Genomic DNA, 17,108 nt, shown 5'->3' with positions numbered 1-17,108 from the left:
TTACTTGTTTGAAACACACGTCCTGACGTTGTAGAGCCAATACCCGTATATACGAATGTTATTAATGACTGCCTTACTGTCGTTATTGATAAGTTCATGAAACTTTATTGATCAGCGCGGCACTTTGGTTCCTGACATTGCCAACGGCCTTGTCGACCTTGTACCACTCGAATACGTCACTGGCCTCGCCCTGGGATAAGGCCATTTCTTCGGCGCGTTCCTTGGGCGTGGCCGGGTCCAGCCATTCCCGCGCCAGTTCGGGGCAGAACACCACCGGGCGTCGGTCATGCACGTCAAGCATGCCACCTGCGCTGTCGGCCGTTAAGATGACGAAACCGTCGTGCTCTCTGTGCGGGGCTCCGCCAACGGGGTATTGGCCGATCGCCGCGCAAAAAACCGGCTTGCGATCCCGCCGCCGAATCAACCACGGTTGTTTGTTGCCGTCACCGGCGTCGACCCATTCGAACCAGTTATCAATCGGGCAGATCGCGCGATGCGGCCAGACTGCCCGGAAGTAAGGACCGTGGGCGACCTTCTCGACCCGGGCATTGATCGGTGCCACGCGGTCCGTCGCCCAGTGCGGGCGCCAACCCCAGCGCACGGCGTCGGCATGCAGCCGCTCATTCTCCAGATGCAGCAGGGCAAGTTGCGTGGTGGGCGCGGCGTTATAGTGCGCCAGGGGTTCGTTGCCGACGTGGTTGATCAGCGCGTCGGGGATGCTCAGCACCGCCACGAAGTCGTGAATCCCGCGGTATTGCGACAGTCGTCCACACATGGCCTGACACTCTGGTTGAGACGCTCTGACCGGAGATTTCAGTTTAGTAGCTCGCGACGAAACGGGCCTGGCAAGCACCGGAACCAAACCCTGTGTACCCTATCCAACCTCGACCCGCCGCCCAATGGGGGTAAGGACGGATGATCCGGTGAAGGATTCTGGCCAATTGAAGCGTGACCGTGATGGTCTGACCCAAGGCAAAACATGAAGCACTTGTTCAAGGTTTTAACGGTATGCGCCATGGCAGTTGGTCTGCTGGGGTGCATTGCGGCTCCCATCGAAATGACCGCGCAGACCGAACAGCGTCTGAGTGCACAACCACCGATCCGCTTTCTTCTGACCTTCGACGACGGCCCCAGTGCATCGAGCTGGTGGAATCCGACCGTCACGGTGCTTGAGAGCCTGGCGCAAAACCCGCTGCAACCGGGGATCAAGGCTGTGTTCTTCGTGCAAACCCGGGCACCGCGAGCAGGTGGCAGTGAGTTGGGCCGGGAGATCATGCGGCGCGAACACGCCGAAGGTCATATCCTGGGCTTTCACACGGCGACGCCCTGGCACACCAATCATCGCTCGCTCGAGCCGCAGGTGCTGGAACAGGCCCTCGCTGATGGCAGTGCCGACATCGCGGTGATTACCGGCGCCCCCCCAATCCTGTTGCGTCCGCCATTCTGGAACTACGACAAACGCACCTTCGCCGCTTATCAGCAGCATGGCCTGCACGTATTGCTGACGGACTTGAGCGCCAATGACGGCAAGATCTGGGGCTTCAACGCCAGCCCCCGGCGCCGCTCGCACATGCTGCGCTCGATGTCCGAAGTGCGCGAACGCATTGCCCGTGGCGAACTGCCGGTGGTCGATGGAGTGATTCCGGTGGTGGTGACCTTCCACGACCTCAACCGTTATACCGCCCGGCATACCCGTGAATACTTGCAGATACTGCTCGACAGCGCCCGGGAGACCGGGGTGAAAACCGCGGACAAGCCGTTTTACGAGGATCAGGCCGCATTGCTGCGGGCCGCCATGGCGCGAACCGTGCGCGACGGTTCGCAGCCAGTCGAGTTGCCGGGGTTCTGGAACTGGATCTGGGGCGCAAACGCCCGTTAAAAACCTGCAGAAAATGAGAGCCGGATAACACTCATTGCGAATGATTCTGTTGCAGTGTCGGAAAGTGTAACTATGCTGAGACGGATCCAATCCGATCAACTGTCGCCGAGGCCCCGGCCATGGTTCCGATTTCAGTGCTTTGCAACATCGTAGAGTCCGGTTTTGAGCCGATGTCGTGCGAATGCACGGAGAGTCTTGGACTGCTGCGCATCGAAGTCTACGAGCCCGTCACCGGGCGGGTAGAGCTGTTGATCAGTGGCGTTTCGACAGCCGAACTGACCAGCGTGCGCGCCATCTCCGATTTTGTCGGTGAGTTGCGCACCGAGATGAAGGCAGGACGCCGGGCCTTCGCGGGTTGAATCCGGTGGACACTGACCTGTGGTAAGGGCGCTTGCTGTGGCGAGGGAGCTTGCTCCCGCTGGGCTGCGCAGCAGCCCCAAAAAGCTCATACGTTCATTTCAGCATAACCGCGCAATGGCTTTTAGGGCCGCTGCGCGCCCCAGCGGGAGCAAGCTCCCTCGCCACAGGTGATCACCACCTGTTCTATTTCCTTAAGCTGCGGGCGGCAACAGTTCATCAATCATCCGCAAACAATGGTTCAACCCCGGCGACATATCGCCCACCCGTCGGCTGAGAATGATCGGCGAAGTGGCGTTGTCTTCCAGTAGCGGGGTGAAGCCGATGTCGTCGCGGTGCAACAATTGCACCGAGGCCGGTACCAGCGTGACCCCGATTCCTGCCCCCACCAGACCGATCGCCGTTTGCAGTTCGTTGGTCCATTGCGCCACGTGGATGCTCACGCCATAGGACTCAAACAGCGCGATCACATGGTCGGCGTAACTCGGCCGTGGATTGCCGGGGTACAGCACAAAGGGTTCCCTGGCCAGTTCCCGCAGGCTGATGGGGCCGGCGAGTAACGGATGACCGGCGGGCAGGGCGGCGACCAGGCGGTCCTCGGTGAGCACGGTCTGGACGATGGCCGGGTCGTCGATACGGATCCGGCCGAAACCGATGTCGATGCGCCCGGCCTTCAACGCCTGCACCTGTTGCAGGGTGGTCATTTCCGAAAGCCCCAGTTCCAGCTCCAGCGGCTCGCCACTGCGCAGCCGTCGGATCAGTTCCGGTAGCACGCCATACAGTGTCGACGGCGCAAAACCGATACCCAGCCAGGTTTTCTCACCCAGCCCGATACGCTTTGTGTTGTCGCAGACCTTGTTCAATTGTTCGAGCAGGGCGGTGGAGTGCTCGTGGAAAAACCGTCCGGCGTCGGTCAACTTCAGCGGTCGGCCACGTTCCAGCAACATCACCCCCAGTTCGTCCTCCAATTGCTGGATCTGCCGGCTCAGGGGCGGTTGGGCGATGTGTAGCAGCTCGGCGGCGCGGGTGAAGTTGAGGGTTTGAGCCAATACCTGGAAATAACGCAGGTGACGCAGTTCCATGGAGCCTCCAGACGCGGATCGGTTGCATACCTTAAAGGTATCAAGTCAGACCAATTCTATATTGGCATCGCAAAAAAAGCCGTACGAGAATCGATTCCAGAACTTCAAGAACCTGACGGGTATCGAAATGCTTGCAACCGCCATTGAGTCGATCGAGACGATCATCGTCGATCTGCCAACCATCCGCCCGCACAAGCTGGCGATGCACACCATGCAGAACCAGACCCTGGTGATCATTCGCGTGCGTTGCGCCGACGGCATCGAAGGCATCGGCGAATCCACCACCATCGGTGGCCTGGCCTACGGCAATGAAAGCCCGGACAGCATCAAGACCAACATCGACACGCATTTCGCGCCGCTGTTGATCGGCCAGGACAGCGGCAACGTCAATGCCGCCATGTTGCGCCTGGAGCGCAGCATCCGTGGCAACACCTTCGCCAAATCCGGTATCGAAACCGCATTGCTCGACGCCCAGGGCAAACGCCTCGGTCTGCCGGTCAGTGAGTTGCTTGGCGGCCGCGTACGTGACGCGCTGCCGGTGGCCTGGACCCTGGCCAGCGGCGACACCGAAAAAGACATCGCCGAAGCGGAAAAAATGCTCGACCTGCGCCGCCACCGCATCTTCAAACTGAAGATCGGTGCCGGGGAGGTCAATCGTGACCTGGCCCACGTCATTGCGATCAAGAAAGCCCTGGGTGATCGCGCCAGTGTGCGGGTCGACGTCAACCAGGCCTGGGACGAAGCCGTTGCGATTCGTGCCTGCCGGATCCTCGGTACCAACGGCATCGACCTGATCGAGCAACCGATCTCGCGTAACAACCGCGCCGGCATGGCCCGCCTGAACGCCATGAGCCCGGCGCCGATCATGGCCGACGAATCCATCGAATGCGTGGAGGATGCGTTCAACCTGGCCCGCGAAGGCGCAGCCTCGGTGTTCGCCCTGAAGATCGCCAAGAACGGTGGCCCGCGTGCTGTATTGCGTACCGCTTCTATCGCCGAAGCGGCCGGCATTGCCCTGTACGGCGGCACCATGCTTGAAGGTGGCTTGGGCACCATGGCTTCGGCCCATGCCTTTGTCACCCTGAACAAACTGGCGTGGGACACCGAGCTGTTCGGCCCGTTGCTGCTGACCGAAGACATTCTCAGCGAACCGCTGGTGTATCGCGATTTTGAACTGCACGTACCGAAGACACCGGGCCTGGGCCTGAGCCTGGATGAAGAGCGCCTGGCGTTCTTCCGCCGCGACAAGACATCCACAGCCATTCATCAAGCCTGAGGAGAGCATTATGCTGTTCCACGTAAAAATGACCGTGAACCTGCCGGTCGACATGAATCCCGAAGCGGCCGCCAAATTGAAGGCGGACGAGAAAACCCTCGCCCAGCGCCTGCAAGAGCAGGGCAAGTGGCGCCATCTGTGGCGCATCGCCGGGCACTACGCCAACTACAGCGTGTTCGATGTCGACAGCGTTCAGGAACTGCATGACCTGCTGATGCAATTGCCCCTGTTCCCGTACATGGCCATCGAAATCGACGCGATGTGCCGGCATCCTTCTTCCATCCGTGACGATGACCGCTGAGCCCAGCCTGTTCAGCTCGCTACGCTAATAATTACAAGATGAGGAACCCTTCAAAATGAACGTCAAGATTTCCCACACTGCCGAAGTCCAGAAATTTCTCGAAGAAGCCAGCGGCCTGCTCAATGACGCTGGCAATCCACGGACCAAGGCGTTGGTCTACCGCATCCTGCGTGACTCGGTGAACATCATCGAAGACCTGGCCGTGACTCCGGAAGAGTTCTGGAAAGCCGTCAACTACCTCAACGTGTTGGGTGCGCGCCAGGAAGCCGGGCTGCTGGTGGCCGGTGTCGGCCTTGAGCACTACCTCGACTTGCTGATGGATGCCGAAGACGAACAGGCCGGCAAATCCGGCGGCACCCCGCGCACCATCGAAGGCCCGCTGTATGTTGCCGGTGCGCCGTTGTCCGAGGGCGAAGCGCGCCTCGACGATGGCGTCGATCCGGGCGTGACCCTGTTCATGCAAGGCCGCGTGTTCAACACCGCTGGCGAACCTTTGGCTGGCGCCGTCGTAGACGTCTGGCACGCCAATACCGGTGGCACCTACTCGTACTTCGATACCACGCAATCGGAGTTCAACCTGCGTCGGCGCATCGTCACCGATGCCGAAGGCCGCTATCGTTTCCGCAGCATCGTGCCGTCGGGTTATGGCTGCCCACCGGATGGTCCGACCCAGCAACTGCTCGATCAACTGGGCCGTCATGGCCAGCGCCCGGCGCACGTGCACTTCTTCATTTCCGCGCCGGATCATCGCCACCTGACCACCCAGATCAACCTCGACGGCGATCAATACCTGCACGACGATTTCGCCTACGCCACCCGCGACGAGCTGATCGCCAAAATCACCTTCAGTGACGATCAGCAGCGTGCGGCGGCCCATGGCGTGAGCGGTCGCTTTGCCGAAATCGACTTCGATTTCACCCTGCAGTCGTCTGCCCAGCCGCAAGAGCAACAACGCCACGAGCGGGTCCGTGCACTGGAAGACTGATCGCAAAACCCTGTAGGAGCGAGCCTGCTCGCGATGGTCGTTAACGATAACGCGTGTTTACTGGCTAAACGCGGTGTTCTCGAGACCATCGCGAGCAAGCTCGCTCCTACAGGTGTTTCGGTTCTAGAATGAAACGACGCAACTCATAACAACAATGAGAGTGACCCGATGATGCAAGCTCAACTGTTGAGTCAGCGCAGCAGAGTATTCGACCGTGCCGACCCTTACGCGGTGTCGGGCTATGTCAATCAGCACGTCGGTAACCACTGCATTCTCATGCCCCGTGCCGGCAGTCCGCTGGCCAGCCTTGATCATCGCAAGTTCGCCAGCCTCGACCTGTGCCGCATCAGCTACGGCGCCAGTGTGCGTGTGACGTCCGGTGCGCTGGACAGCATCTATCACCTGCAAGTGCTGCTGCGCGGCAATTGCCTGTGGCGCGGCCACGGCCAGGAGCATTACTTCGCCCCCGGCGAATTGCTGCTGATCAATCCCGACGATCCGGTGGACCTGACCTATTCCGCCGATTGCGAAAAATTCATCCTCAAAGTCCCGACCCGCTTGTTTGAATCGGTCTGCGATGAGCAGCGCTGGCGCTATCCGGAGCAGGGCGTGAGGTTTCTGGAAAACCGTTATCAGCTCAATGAGCTGGAAGGTTTCGTCAACCTGCTGGCAATGATCTGTCAGGAGGCCGAATCCACCGAGCAGATTCCCAGGGTGCAGGAGCATTACACGCAGATCATCGTCAGCAAGATGCTCAGCCTGATGAAAACCAATGTCTGCCGCCTCGAACCGGGCTCGCAGACGGCCACCTTCGAGGCGATTGCCGATTACATCGCCAATCACCTCAAGCAGGACATCGACAGCGAAGCACTGGCACGCCAGGCCCACATGAGCCTGCGTTCGCTGTACGGATTGTTCGAGCGCAATGCCGGCCTTACGCCGAAAAACTACCTGCGCCAGAAACGCCTGGAACGCATCAATGCCTGCCTGAGCGACCCGACCTGCAACGTGCGCAACATCACCGAAGTGGCCATGGACTACGGCTTCCTGCACCTGGGCCGGTTCTCCGACAGCTACCGCAAACAGTTCGGCGAGTTGCCGTCCGATACCCTCAAGCGTCGGCATTGAGTTCACCGCACAACCTGTGGACAGGGGCTTGCTGTGGCGAGGGGGCTTGCCCCCGTTCGGTTGCGCAGCAACCGTAATTCCGGACGAAGCAGTAATCCAGATAGAGTGCCGGGGCCGCTTCGCGGCCCAACGGGGGCAAGCCCCCTCGCCACAGATTTAGCGTTGCCCTCTCGAATTCGCCCTGCACAAAACGGATAAAGGTCTGCACCCCGCGGATACTCCGCCCCGTCGCCCCGTCCTAGCATGACCCCTGCCTGAACAATAACAATGGAGGCGGCGGCCATGACCCTGCGACCCGAATATTTGCATTCCCTGCTTGAAGACGATCCCGAGCAGGGCCTCTATCGCTGTAAGCGCGAGATGTTCACCGACCCCCGGTTGTTCGACCTGGAGATGGAACACATCTTCGAAGGCAACTGGCTCTATCTGGCCCACGAAAGCCAGATCCCCAACATCAACGATTTCTACACCACCACCATGGGGCGCCAGTCGATCTTCATCGCGCGCAACAAGGACGGTGTGCTCAACGCCTTCATCAACGCCTGCAGTCATCGCGGCGCGACCCTGTGCCGGCACAAGTCCGGCAACAAGAGCTCCTACACCTGTCCGTTCCACGGCTGGACCTTCAACAACTCCGGCAAGCTGCTGAAAGTCAAAGACCCGGCCAACGCCGGCTATCCTTCGAGCTTCAACTGCGAAGGCTCCCACGACCTGACCAAGGTGGCGCGTTTCGAGTCCTATCGCGGTTTCCTGTTCGGCAGCCTCAAGGCCGATGTATTGCCGCTGGTCGAGCACCTGGGCGAATCGGCGAAGATCATCGACATGATCGTCGACCAGTCCGCCGATGGCCTGGAAGTGCTGCGCGGTTCTTCGAGCTACATCTACGAAGGCAACTGGAAACTCACCGCCGAAAACGGTGCCGATGGCTACCACGTCAGCTCGGTTCACTGGAACTACGCGGCCACCCAGAACCAGCGCAAGCAGCGCGAGGCCGGTGACAGCAACCCGACCATGAGCGCCGGCAGCTGGGCCAAGCAGGGCGGCGGTTTCTATTCCTTCGACAAGGGCCACATGCTGCTCTGGACCCGTTGGGCCAACCCCGAGGACCGTCCGCTGTACGAGCGCCGCGATGAGCTGGCCCAAGACTTCGGCAAGGCCCGCGCCGACTGGATGATCGAGAACTCGCGCAATCTGTGTCTGTACCCGAACGTGTACCTGATGGACCAGTTCAGCTCGCAGATCCGCATCGCCCGGCCGATTTCGGTCAACCGCACGGAAATCACCATCTACTGCATCGCCCCGAAAGGCGAGAGCGACCACGCCCGGTCGAGCCGGATTCGCCAGTACGAGGATTTCTTCAACGTCAGCGGCATGGCCACGCCGGACGATCTGGAGGAATTCCGTTCCTGCCAGACCAGCTACCAGGGCAGCGTCACCACCTGGAACGACATGTCCCGGGGTGCCGAGCACTGGATCGAAGGTGCAGACGAAGCCGCCAAAGAGATCGACCTGCACCCGCTGCTCAGTGGCGTGCGCACCGAAGACGAAGGCCTGTTCGTGCTGCAACACAAGTACTGGCAGCAGACCATGCTCAAGGCCCTGGCGGCCGAGCAGTCGAAACTGATCGCCGTGGAGGACGTGCAATGAACGTTTCCTTTGATACCGTTCGCGATTTCCTCTACCGCGAAGCTCGTTACCTCGATGACCGGCAGTGGGACGAGTGGCTGGAGCTTTACGCCCCGGACGCGACGTTCTGGATGCCGTCCTGGGACGACAACGACGAATTGACCGAAGACCCGCAGCGGGAAATCTCGCTGATCTGGTACGGCAATCGCACCGGCCTTGAAGACCGCGTCTTCCGCATCAAGACCGAGCGTTCCAGCGCCAGCGTGCCGGACACCCGTACCTCCCACAACATCAGCAACATCGAGCTGCTCGAACAGGCCGACGGACTGTGCAAGGTGCGCTTCAACTGGCACACCCTGAGCTTTCGCTACAAGACCGTCGACAGCTATTTCGGCAGCAGTTTCTACACCCTCGACGTGCGTGGCGAAAACCCGCTCATCAAGGCCAAGAAAGTGATTCTGAAGAACGACTACGTTCGCCAGGTCATCGATGTTTACCACTTGTGAGGCGGCCGTCATGACCCATTCCATTGCGTTCAATTTTGAAGACGGCGTCACCCGGTTCATTGATGCCAATGTGGGCGAAACCGTGGCCGATGCCGCGTACCGCCAGGGCATCAACATCCCGCTGGACTGCCGCGACGGCGCCTGCGGCACTTGCAAGTGCTTCGCCGAAGCCGGGCAATACGATCTGGGCGAGGAGTACATCGAAGACGCCCTCAGCCCTGATGAGGCCGCACAGGGTTTTGTCCTGACCTGCCAGATGCGCGCCCTAAGCGATTGCGTGGTGCGGGTGCCGACGTCTTCAGAGGTCTGCCGCACCCGTCAGGCCAGCTACGACGCCACCATCAGCGCCGTACGCCAACTGTCCGACAGCACCATCGCGCTGTCGATCAAGGGCGAGGCCTTGAGCAAACTGGCGTTCCTGCCGGGGCAGTACGTGAACCTGGGGATTCCCGGCAGTGAGCAGACCCGCGCGTACTCGTTCAGCTCGTTGCAGCGCGACGGCGAGGTCAGTTTCCTGATCCGCAACGTGCCTGGCGGCTTGATGAGCAGCTTCCTCACCGGCATGGCCAAGGCCGGCGACAGTATGAGGCTGGCAGGCCCCTTGGGCAGTTTCTACCTGCGCGACATCCGTCGGCCGCTGTTGTTGCTGGCCGGTGGCACCGGGCTGGCGCCGTTCACCGCGATGCTGGAGAAAATCGCCGAGCAGGGCAGCGATCACCCGCTGCATCTGATCTATGGCGTGACCCACGATTTCGACCTGGTGGAACTCGACCGACTGGAAGCCTTTGCCGCGCGCATCCCCAACTTCACCTTCAGCGCCTGCGTCGCCAGCCCCGAGAGCCAGCACCCGCTCAAGGGCTATGTGACCCAGCACATCGAGCCAAAGCATCTGAACGATGGCGACGTCGACGTCTACCTGTGCGGCCCGCCGCCGATGGTCGAGGCGGTCAGTCAGTTCATCCGCGAACAGGGCATCGCACCTGCGAACTTCTACTTTGAGAAATTCGCCGCGAGCGCGGCTTGAGTCGACCCTGATTACCACGACCCAATGTAGGAGCGAGCCTGCTCGCGATGGACTAGAGAACTCCGCGTTTAGCCAGTAAATACGCGTTTTCGTTTACGACCATCGCGAGCAGGCTCGCTCCTACAGGATTGTGTTTCGACCGATGCATCGTCATTGACCGATGAGGTACACATGAACAGATTTCACGAAAAAGTCGCGCTGATCACCGGCGCAGCCCAAGGCATCGGCCAGCGGATGGCCGAGCGCATGGCCGCCGAAGGGGCGAAGCTGATCCTGGTGGATCGTTCCGACCTGGTGTTCGAAGTCCAGCAGCAACTGGCCTCGACCTGTCAGGTACTGGCCCTGACCGCCGACCTTGAGCAATACGAAGAATGCAGCCGGGTGATGCAAACCGCCGTCGAGCGCTTCGGTCGCCTCGACGTGTTGATCAACAACGTCGGCGGGACGATCTGGGCCAAGCCGTTCGAGCACTATGAAGCGTCGCAAATCGAGGCCGAGGTTCGCCGTTCGCTGTTCCCGACCTTGTGGTGTTGCCATGCCGCGCTGCCGTTCATGCTGGAGCAGGGCAGCGGAGCGATCGTCAACGTCTCTTCCATCGCCACCCGCAGTCTCAACCGCGTGCCCTACGGCGCGGCAAAAGGCGGGGTGAATGCCTTGACCGCCTGTCTGGCGTTCGAAACCGCCGGTCGTGGCGTGCGGGTCAATGCCACCGCGCCTGGTGGCACCGAAGCACCACCGCGACGCATACCCCGCAACGGTGCCGAGCAGAGCGAGCAGGAAAAACTCTGGTACCAGCAGATCGTCGACCAGACTCTCGACAGCAGTTTGATGAAACGCTACGGCACGCTGGATGAGCAGGCGGGGGCTATTCTGTTTCTGGCCAGCGACGATGCGTCCTATATCACCGGTATGGTCATGCCCGTGGGCGGCGGCGATCAGGGCTGACGCGAGCGACAGGCAACCCCATCCGCAATCAACGGAGTCATGGTGATGAGTGACAAACCCACGATCGTGCTGGTCCATGGTTTTTGGGGCGGCGCTGCCCACTGGAACAAGGTCATCGTCAAACTGCTTAGCCGCGGTGATACGCACATTCGTGCCGTCGAGTTGCCGTTGACGTCCCTGGCCGAGGATGCCGAGCGCACGCGCAAGATGGTCGCCCAGGTACCGGGGCCGGTACTGCTGGTGGGGCATTCCTATGGTGGTGCGGTGATTACCGAAGCCGGCGACCAGCCGAATGTGGTGGGCCTGGTGTACATCGCCGCCTTCGCACCAGACGCTGGTGAAAGCCCCGGTGGCATCACACAACGTAATCTGCCTGCAGCGGCGGCCAACCTGGCTCCCGACAGCGACGGTTACCTGTGGGTCAAGCCTGAGCTCTATCACGAAAGCTTCTGCCAGGATCTGCCGGCGACCGAAGGGTTGGTCATGGGGCTCACCCAGAAAGCGCCGCTGGCCAGTACCTTCGCTGACACCATTGGCACGGTGGCCTGGAAGAAAAAGCCATCGTGGTATCAGATTTCGACCGCAGACCGGATGATCGCGCCGCAAAACCAGCAATGGATGGCCGCGCGACTCAATGCCCGGGAGATTCTGACCTTGAACGCCAGCCATGCATCACTGGCGTCGATGCCCGCCGAAGTGGCGGCATTGATCGACAGGGCAGCGACGGCGTTGACCAAGAGCTAGGGCCAAAGTGCAGACGATTTCGGGAATTTCCATGGCGACGTCTGGTCGGTATTTTGGAGAAGGGTGGGTGTAAGGTAGGCAAGTCAACCTGAGATCACTGCCCGAGAGGAGGTGACTATGAGCGTTCCGATGTTGAACAAGATGCACATGAATGGTTATGACGTACTCAGCGTGAACAACGGCCCCTGGCGGGTATGCACCCAGGGTGATCGGCTTGGCTCGTTTGCCAGTCGGGAAGAAGCGCTGGCATTTGCCGCTTCGCTGCCCGGCTACAGGGCGCGTGCTGCCAGGCCTGCGGGCGGCGATCAAACAAAATGAAGCCCCCTGTAGGAGCGAGCTCGCTCGCGATGGTCGTGAACGATAACGCGTGTTGCCTGGTTAACCCCCGGCGCGCTTGAGCCCATCGCGAGCACGCTCGCTCCTACAAAATCCTCAAGGGCGCTAGTAACCGCCGCCTCCGCTGGGGCGAGAGGGTTCCCGGGCCTTTAGCTGCGTATGACTCCATTCCGCGCAGGTCATGAAGCTCTTGTGGTCGACCATGCCACGGCCATCGAAACTGACGTTGTATGGCTGCTGATGGTCGGCATGAGTCAGTTTGTAGTCAAAGCACGTACCGGGTTCGACGGTGCGATCACTGACTGCCAGGGGCTGGCCGCCAATTTGCCGAACTTGCTCCTGCGTCATGCCGGTATCGACTTTCGCAACCAGCGGCTGGTCCTGGTAGATCGAGTTGGTGCTGCAGCCTGCCAACGCGGTCAGTGCGACGACCAGCGTGAATAGAGGCCTGTTCATGGCAGCGCTCCCGCTATTTAGCCTTGTTGCGGCTAATGACCTTGGCTTTCACTTCCTCGGCATAGCCGGACAGTTTTTCTTCATCACCCTGAAACAAAGCACACAGTTTTTGAACGGCTTGCGCGTCGATTTCGTTCCCGAGCAGGCGCAGTTGCTGCTCGATGCGCAAAAGCTCCACTGCCGACCAGCGCAAATCTGACGCGAGCCCTTGTAGATCACGCCGAAGTTCCTGTTCCGATTCGTTAAGCCACATGATGACCTCCTGAATACTGCACTCCGGAATTTTAGACCCGTTTACCGCACCGGATGTTGTGTTCGTCTGAATCAGCGGGATTTCCTTTGGTCGGAAAATAGAAAGCGAACGTGAAAATACGCTGTTCTACTCAAGTGCCGGTTTTTTTCACGGGCAGGGTGATATCAAATTACCGCATGCAAGGAACTTACCGGCGAAAGCGATATCAATGACTGTCGCCCAAGCATTGGGATGGCTGTGCGGACAGCGGCGAGCTACATTTTCTTTTTCGAATTTAAGGAAGCAGCATGCGGATGTTGATGGGGGGAGTCGCGCTGGCATTGCTGGCCGGGTGTTCGTTGCCGGCGTCGCTGGTACCGGGCGAGCCGAATGTCAGCAAGCACAGCACGAAGACGCCGAAAGAGTATGCAGCGTGTGTACTGCCTGCCTGGCAAAATGAAGTCTCGAATACGACCCAGATTTCGATATCCAATGGATACCGGATCACCGCGCCCAGCGTGATCACGGCCGACGAAGTGCTGGATATCGTGAAATACAAGGATGGCAGCCAGATTTCGCTGTATCAGGGGCCGCCTTGGGCTAAGTCCGGCGACCTGCGCAAGGTTGTGCGTGACTGCTTGTAAACACGGGAGAGAGAAAGTCGGTCGCCGACCGCTTTTCGCCTGAGTCGAGAAAAACCGGATGCCTGGTGTGCATCCGGTTTTTTTTGTGTGAGTCAGTCTGAAAGGTTGGTCGTCTGGATGATTTGCTCGCTCGACAGGGCGGCACTTTTGCGTTCGCGACGCTCGTTCATCCAGCTTTCCACTTTGACGCCAAATTCCGGTGGAGCCTTGCGCCCGAATTTCCTGGCGATGTCCAGGATGGTTTGTTGGGCGAGGGCTTCTTCCATGCGTTTTTGCGCAACCATCATCGCGCCATGGACCGCGCACAGACCCTCCATTGTCCATTCCGGCGGGTCGCCGTCAAACACGGCGCAACGGCCACGAATCTCCCGGCAATCGAAGATCGACTTGCGGCCGTCGATGGCGTTGACGATATCCAGCAAAGTGATTTCGTCAGCGGGCCGGGCCAGCTTGAAGCCCCCGCGCATACCCTCGGTGGCGACCACCAGTTTGCCTTTGGCCAGTTTGGTGAAGATTTTCGCCAGATAGTCCAGGGGAACACCTTGCAGTTCGGCAAGGTCGCGCACGCTCGCCTCGCGCGAATCGCCGCCATTGCCTACGAGAAAAAGCAGGCAGTGGATGCCGTATTCGACACCCGCGCTGTAAAGAGACATACAAATCTCCGACATGATTAGTCGCCAATTCTAGCAGCCGAAAGCCAGCCAGGCAACGAATCGTCGCGCCAAGAATTTTCTTTTTCAGCTTGAAAAGTCCTTGTTATTCGCGTTCTTGAGGCTTTTCTGGCGAGGTGTCGGCACTTTCGATGGCTGCCATCGAAAAAAACGGGTTGCAGGATTTAACTTGGATCAATACAGTCGTAGTTGTTCGAGCGGCATCGGTCAGCAATTCTCGAAAAATACTGACCTCATGCCCGCTCCCTATGAGCGTGACTCACAACACTTGTTTATCCCCTGGAGTTAAAAATGAAACAGCACATTCTGGTGATCGGCGCAGGTTTCGGTGGCATGTGGACCGCATTGAGTGCCACGCGCCTGTTCGACATTCACGGCCACAACGATGTTGAAGTGACCGTGCTGGCGCCTCAGGCCGAACTGCGTGTGCGTCCGCGCTTCTACGAACCGAATGCCCATCAACTGGCCGCGCCGATTGGCGATCTGTTTGATGCTGTAGGGGTCAAGTTCATCAAGGGCGCGGCGCAGACCATCAACGTCGGGCAAAAACAGGTGGGCTATGTCGATGCCGCAGGTGCACAACAGGTCTGCAGCTACGACAAACTTGTTCTGGCCACCGGCAGTCGCCTGGCTTCGCCGAACACGCCGGGGGTGGCCGAACATGCCTTCGACGTCGATCAGATCGAGCAGGCCGTGCGCCTGGAGAACCACCTCAAGGCGCTGGCCAGCCAGCCCGAAAACAAGGCGCGCAACACGGTGGTGGTGGCCGGTGGCGGTTTCACCGGGATCGAAACGGCGACTGAAATGCCGACCCGCTTGCGGGCCATCCTCGGTGACCGTGCCGACATCAATGTGATCATCGTGGACCGCGGCGATAAAGTGGGCGGCTCGATGGGTGAGGAAATCGCTGAATCGATCGTCGAGGCCAGCGTGGCGACCGGTGTGAAATGGCACTTGAAGGCTTCGGTTGTGTCGGTCGATACCGACGGCGTCACCCTGTCCGACGGGGCGCGCATCGATGCAAAAACCGTGGTCTGGACCACCGGCGTTCGCGCCAGCTCCCTGACCGAGCAGATTCCCGCCGAACGTGATCACCTGGGGCGTCTGCATGTCGACGCACACTTGAAAGTCATCGGTCAGGAAGACATTTATGCCACCGGCGACGTGGCCTACGCGGCCAGCGACGAGATCGGCAACTACGCCTTGATGACCTGCCAGCACGCGATTGTCCTGGGGCGTCACGCCGGCAATAACGTGGCGGCGCAGATCCTCGGTGTCGACCCGACGCCGTACAGCCAGCCGAAGTACGTGACCTGCCTGGACCTCGGGGCCTGGGGCGCGGTGTACACCGAGGGTTGGGATCGTCAGGTCAAGCGGGTCAAGGAGGAGGCCAAGTCGCTGAAAACCCAGATCAATACCCAATGGATCTACCCGCCAGCGGCCGACCGCAACGCCGCCTGGGCTGCAGCTGATCCGCTGATTCCGATTGCCTGATACCGGTTATCTGAATAGAAAAATCCCGCCCCGGGTATCCGGAGCGGGATTTTTTTGATGCTTCATCCATTGCAATCACCGTGCGCATAGACATGCACTTCTAAAATGCGGAAGCGTCCTACGCGATTGCCAGAAATACCTGATGTTTATCCCGGTCAACCTCGTGAAAGCTTCCGCCCCCCAGGACTCGGGTGAAAGCACAGCCTTTCCTGCACGTCCCCCTCAGACCAGGAAGGACTGATTATGAGCAGCACCGTCTTCGGCCACAACCGCCACACACTCAAGATCGACAAACTCGACACCCACCTCGACGTCCTCACCTTCGAGGGCCATGAGTACCTCAGCCAACCCTACCTCTACCGCATCGAATTCACCGCCAGCGACCTCGACATCGGCGCGGAAAAATTCATCGGCCAATACGCCGAGTTCAGCCTGTACGACGCGCCGTCCAACGTACCCGTGTTCGACTGGGAAGTGCCCAGGCCGATAATGCCGCTGCGCACCCTGTACGGCCGCATCACTGCCTGCCAGCGCCTGTCCAGCTCAATCGACGAAGCCCGCTACGAAGTCACCCTGCAACCGCGCCTGGCCCTGCTCGATCGCGGCCAGCAAACGCGGATCTATCAGCACCAATCCGTACCGGACATCGTCAAAAGCATTCTGCGCGACCGCCATGGTCTGGACACCGGGCACTTTCGCTTCAACCTCAAGCGCGAGTACCCGCAGCGCGAGCAAGTCATGCAGTACCAGGAAAGCGACCTGGCTTTCATCAGCCGGATCCTCGCCGACGTCGGCATCTGGTACCGCTGCTTCCAGCACGAAGAGCTCGCCTTCGATGTCGTCGAGTTCTGTGACGACCAGCGCTGCTACCAGTTCGACGTCGAACTGCCGCTGCGCTCGCCCTCGGGCTTCAGCAACAGCGAGCAGGACAGCGTCTGGGCCCTGAGAACCCGCCACCGGGTGGTGGAGCAGCAGGTCAGCGTACGCGCCTATCACCCCGACGACAGCCGCGCCTACCTCGACGGCGAGGTAGACCAGACCCTCGGCGAGCCCACCACCCACGGCGTGGCCACGACCCGTGGCGTCGCCGACAACACTTACGGCGAGGCCTACCACTACGCCGAACCCTACCGCGTGCTCGGCAAGTCCCACCTGCGCGACGAAGACCTGCAAAGCGAAAGCGGCTTTTTCTACGCGCGCCTGCGCCACGAACGCTACCTCAACAACCAGACCCACCTCAGCGGCACCAGCAGCAGCGCCACCCTGGCCCCGGGTCAGGTCCTGACCATCAGCGGCGACGTACCCAAGGCCTTCACCCCCCGCGTGGTGATCAAAAAGACCACCATCCGCGCCGCCCGCGACCGCAGCCTGACCTGCGATTTCGAAGCCATGCCCTACGCCCTGCGCCTGTGCTTTCGCCCA

The 17,108-nt window shown here is 60.1% G+C and carries 20 protein-coding genes; 15 read left to right on the top strand and 5 right to left on the bottom strand.

Annotated features, from left to right (window positions below; all coding sequences use genetic code 11):
* Nucleotides 1–94: 94 nt before the first annotated feature.
* Nucleotides 95–775 carry an SOS response-associated peptidase family protein gene (locus tag B0D71_RS29565; RefSeq protein WP_103397852.1) on the bottom strand — a complete coding sequence of 227 codons (681 nt, stop codon included), beginning with the start codon at nucleotides 773–775 and terminating at the stop codon, nucleotides 95–97.
* A gap of 204 nt (nucleotides 776–979) precedes the next feature.
* On the opposite strand from B0D71_RS29565, the gene B0D71_RS29560 reads away from it, so the two are divergent.
* Nucleotides 980–1,879, top strand: a complete 900-nt coding sequence (locus B0D71_RS29560; protein WP_103397851.1) for a polysaccharide deacetylase family protein — start codon at nucleotides 980–982, stop codon at nucleotides 1,877–1,879.
* 119 nt (nucleotides 1,880–1,998) lie between these two features.
* The gene (locus B0D71_RS29555; RefSeq protein ID WP_103397850.1) at nucleotides 1,999–2,238 is read left to right on the top strand and encodes a DUF1652 domain-containing protein; all 240 of its coding nucleotides are present in this window, start codon (nucleotides 1,999–2,001) and stop codon (nucleotides 2,236–2,238) included.
* 192 nt (nucleotides 2,239–2,430) lie between these two features.
* Here B0D71_RS29555 and B0D71_RS29550 read toward each other — a convergent pair whose 3' ends face one another.
* Complete coding sequence (locus B0D71_RS29550; protein ID WP_103397849.1) at nucleotides 2,431–3,318, bottom strand: LysR family transcriptional regulator; 888 nt, start codon at nucleotides 3,316–3,318, stop codon at nucleotides 2,431–2,433.
* A gap of 127 nt (nucleotides 3,319–3,445) precedes the next feature.
* On the opposite strand from B0D71_RS29550, the gene B0D71_RS29545 reads away from it, so the two are divergent.
* The 10 genes from B0D71_RS29545 (at nucleotide 3,446) to B0D71_RS29500 (ending at nucleotide 12,171) form a co-directional block, all read left to right on the top strand.
* The gene (locus B0D71_RS29545) at nucleotides 3,446–4,594 is read left to right on the top strand and encodes a muconate cycloisomerase family protein (protein WP_165798769.1); all 1,149 of its coding nucleotides are present in this window, start codon (nucleotides 3,446–3,448) and stop codon (nucleotides 4,592–4,594) included.
* Nucleotides 4,595–4,604: 10 nt separating this feature from the next.
* Nucleotides 4,605–4,895 (top strand): muconolactone Delta-isomerase, encoded by a 291-nt coding sequence (gene catC, locus B0D71_RS29540; RefSeq protein WP_103397848.1) that lies wholly within the window; start codon nucleotides 4,605–4,607, stop codon nucleotides 4,893–4,895.
* 55 nt (nucleotides 4,896–4,950) lie between these two features.
* Nucleotides 4,951–5,880, top strand: a complete 930-nt coding sequence (gene catA / locus B0D71_RS29535; RefSeq protein WP_103397847.1) for a catechol 1,2-dioxygenase — start codon at nucleotides 4,951–4,953, stop codon at nucleotides 5,878–5,880.
* Nucleotides 5,881–6,048: 168 nt separating this feature from the next.
* Nucleotides 6,049–7,008, top strand: a complete 960-nt coding sequence (locus B0D71_RS29530; protein WP_103397846.1) for an AraC family transcriptional regulator — start codon at nucleotides 6,049–6,051, stop codon at nucleotides 7,006–7,008.
* Between the two features lie 282 nt (nucleotides 7,009–7,290).
* A complete protein-coding gene (gene benA, locus B0D71_RS29525; RefSeq protein ID WP_103397908.1) occupies nucleotides 7,291–8,655 on the top strand; it encodes a benzoate 1,2-dioxygenase large subunit in 1,365 nt (454 codons plus the stop codon).
* On the top strand, nucleotides 8,652–9,140 hold the full coding sequence (gene benB / locus B0D71_RS29520) for a benzoate 1,2-dioxygenase small subunit (protein WP_103397845.1): 489 nt from the start codon (nucleotides 8,652–8,654) through the stop codon (nucleotides 9,138–9,140). Before benA ends, benB begins: the two co-directional genes overlap by 4 nt.
* Nucleotides 9,141–9,150: 10 nt before the next feature.
* Nucleotides 9,151–10,164: a benzoate 1,2-dioxygenase electron transfer component BenC gene (gene benC / locus B0D71_RS29515; RefSeq protein ID WP_103397844.1), complete on the top strand. Its 1,014-nt coding sequence runs from the start codon at nucleotides 9,151–9,153 to the stop codon at nucleotides 10,162–10,164.
* A gap of 171 nt (nucleotides 10,165–10,335) precedes the next feature.
* Nucleotides 10,336–11,109: a 1,6-dihydroxycyclohexa-2,4-diene-1-carboxylate dehydrogenase gene (locus B0D71_RS29510; RefSeq protein ID WP_103397843.1), complete on the top strand. Its 774-nt coding sequence runs from the start codon at nucleotides 10,336–10,338 to the stop codon at nucleotides 11,107–11,109.
* A gap of 45 nt (nucleotides 11,110–11,154) precedes the next feature.
* A complete protein-coding gene (locus tag B0D71_RS29505; RefSeq protein ID WP_103397842.1) occupies nucleotides 11,155–11,853 on the top strand; it encodes an alpha/beta hydrolase in 699 nt (232 codons plus the stop codon).
* 117 nt (nucleotides 11,854–11,970) lie between these two features.
* A complete protein-coding gene (locus B0D71_RS29500; RefSeq protein ID WP_103397841.1) occupies nucleotides 11,971–12,171 on the top strand; it encodes an SPOR domain-containing protein in 201 nt (66 codons plus the stop codon).
* A gap of 123 nt (nucleotides 12,172–12,294) precedes the next feature.
* On the opposite strand, the gene osmE is transcribed toward B0D71_RS29500, so the two are convergent.
* Together osmE and B0D71_RS29490 are read right to left on the bottom strand one after the other, a co-directional pair.
* Nucleotides 12,295–12,645, bottom strand: a complete 351-nt coding sequence (gene osmE / locus B0D71_RS29495) for an osmotically-inducible lipoprotein OsmE (RefSeq protein ID WP_103397840.1) — start codon at nucleotides 12,643–12,645, stop codon at nucleotides 12,295–12,297.
* A gap of 13 nt (nucleotides 12,646–12,658) precedes the next feature.
* Nucleotides 12,659–12,898 (bottom strand): hypothetical protein, encoded by a 240-nt coding sequence (locus B0D71_RS29490; RefSeq protein WP_103397839.1) that lies wholly within the window; start codon nucleotides 12,896–12,898, stop codon nucleotides 12,659–12,661.
* Nucleotides 12,899–13,185: 287 nt separating this feature from the next.
* Between B0D71_RS29490 and B0D71_RS29485 the strand changes: the two genes are divergently transcribed.
* Nucleotides 13,186–13,521 (top strand): hypothetical protein, encoded by a 336-nt coding sequence (locus B0D71_RS29485; RefSeq protein WP_103397838.1) that lies wholly within the window; start codon nucleotides 13,186–13,188, stop codon nucleotides 13,519–13,521.
* Between the two features lie 92 nt (nucleotides 13,522–13,613).
* Here B0D71_RS29485 and B0D71_RS29480 read toward each other — a convergent pair whose 3' ends face one another.
* Nucleotides 13,614–14,174: an RrF2 family transcriptional regulator gene (locus tag B0D71_RS29480; RefSeq protein ID WP_103397837.1), complete on the bottom strand. Its 561-nt coding sequence runs from the start codon at nucleotides 14,172–14,174 to the stop codon at nucleotides 13,614–13,616.
* A 309-nt stretch (nucleotides 14,175–14,483) separates the two neighbouring features.
* On the opposite strand from B0D71_RS29480, the gene B0D71_RS29475 reads away from it, so the two are divergent.
* Both B0D71_RS29475 and B0D71_RS29470 read left to right on the top strand, forming a co-directional pair.
* On the top strand, nucleotides 14,484–15,686 hold the full coding sequence (locus B0D71_RS29475) for an NAD(P)/FAD-dependent oxidoreductase (RefSeq protein WP_103397836.1): 1,203 nt from the start codon (nucleotides 14,484–14,486) through the stop codon (nucleotides 15,684–15,686).
* Between the two features lie 243 nt (nucleotides 15,687–15,929).
* On the top strand, nucleotides 15,930–17,108 hold a 1,179-nt coding region (locus B0D71_RS29470; RefSeq protein WP_133160967.1), incomplete at its 3' end, for a type VI secretion system Vgr family protein.

Source organism: Pseudomonas laurylsulfativorans (assembly GCF_002906155.1).
Taxonomy (GTDB): domain Bacteria; phylum Pseudomonadota; class Gammaproteobacteria; order Pseudomonadales; family Pseudomonadaceae; genus Aquipseudomonas; species Aquipseudomonas laurylsulfativorans.
The sequence above is the reverse complement of the archived record's forward strand: the minus strand, read 5'-3'. Positions and strand labels throughout refer to the sequence as shown.

Coding starts and splice junctions, on each gene's coding strand:
- B0D71_RS29480 (WP_103397837.1), bottom strand. CDS start 14,174: ATGTCTCTTTACAGCGCGGGTGTCGAATACGGCATCCACTGCCTGCTT.
- catA (WP_103397847.1), top strand. CDS start 4,951: ATGAACGTCAAGATTTCCCACACTGCCGAAGTCCAGAAATTTCTCGAA.
- B0D71_RS29545 (WP_165798769.1), top strand. CDS start 3,446: ATGCTTGCAACCGCCATTGAGTCGATCGAGACGATCATCGTCGATCTG.
- B0D71_RS29530 (WP_103397846.1), top strand. CDS start 6,049: ATGATGCAAGCTCAACTGTTGAGTCAGCGCAGCAGAGTATTCGACCGT.
- B0D71_RS29485 (WP_103397838.1), top strand. CDS start 13,186: ATGCGGATGTTGATGGGGGGAGTCGCGCTGGCATTGCTGGCCGGGTGT.
- benA (WP_103397908.1), top strand. CDS start 7,291: ATGACCCTGCGACCCGAATATTTGCATTCCCTGCTTGAAGACGATCCC.
- B0D71_RS29490 (WP_103397839.1), bottom strand. CDS start 12,898: ATGTGGCTTAACGAATCGGAACAGGAACTTCGGCGTGATCTACAAGGG.
- catC (WP_103397848.1), top strand. CDS start 4,605: ATGCTGTTCCACGTAAAAATGACCGTGAACCTGCCGGTCGACATGAAT.
- B0D71_RS29555 (WP_103397850.1), top strand. CDS start 1,999: ATGGTTCCGATTTCAGTGCTTTGCAACATCGTAGAGTCCGGTTTTGAG.
- B0D71_RS29475 (WP_103397836.1), top strand. CDS start 14,484: ATGAAACAGCACATTCTGGTGATCGGCGCAGGTTTCGGTGGCATGTGG.
- osmE (WP_103397840.1), bottom strand. CDS start 12,645: ATGAACAGGCCTCTATTCACGCTGGTCGTCGCACTGACCGCGTTGGCA.
- B0D71_RS29510 (WP_103397843.1), top strand. CDS start 10,336: ATGAACAGATTTCACGAAAAAGTCGCGCTGATCACCGGCGCAGCCCAA.
- B0D71_RS29550 (WP_103397849.1), bottom strand. CDS start 3,318: ATGGAACTGCGTCACCTGCGTTATTTCCAGGTATTGGCTCAAACCCTC.
- B0D71_RS29500 (WP_103397841.1), top strand. CDS start 11,971: ATGAGCGTTCCGATGTTGAACAAGATGCACATGAATGGTTATGACGTA.
- benB (WP_103397845.1), top strand. CDS start 8,652: ATGAACGTTTCCTTTGATACCGTTCGCGATTTCCTCTACCGCGAAGCT.
- B0D71_RS29560 (WP_103397851.1), top strand. CDS start 980: ATGAAGCACTTGTTCAAGGTTTTAACGGTATGCGCCATGGCAGTTGGT.
- B0D71_RS29565 (WP_103397852.1), bottom strand. CDS start 775: ATGTGTGGACGACTGTCGCAATACCGCGGGATTCACGACTTCGTGGCG.
- B0D71_RS29505 (WP_103397842.1), top strand. CDS start 11,155: ATGAGTGACAAACCCACGATCGTGCTGGTCCATGGTTTTTGGGGCGGC.
- benC (WP_103397844.1), top strand. CDS start 9,151: ATGACCCATTCCATTGCGTTCAATTTTGAAGACGGCGTCACCCGGTTC.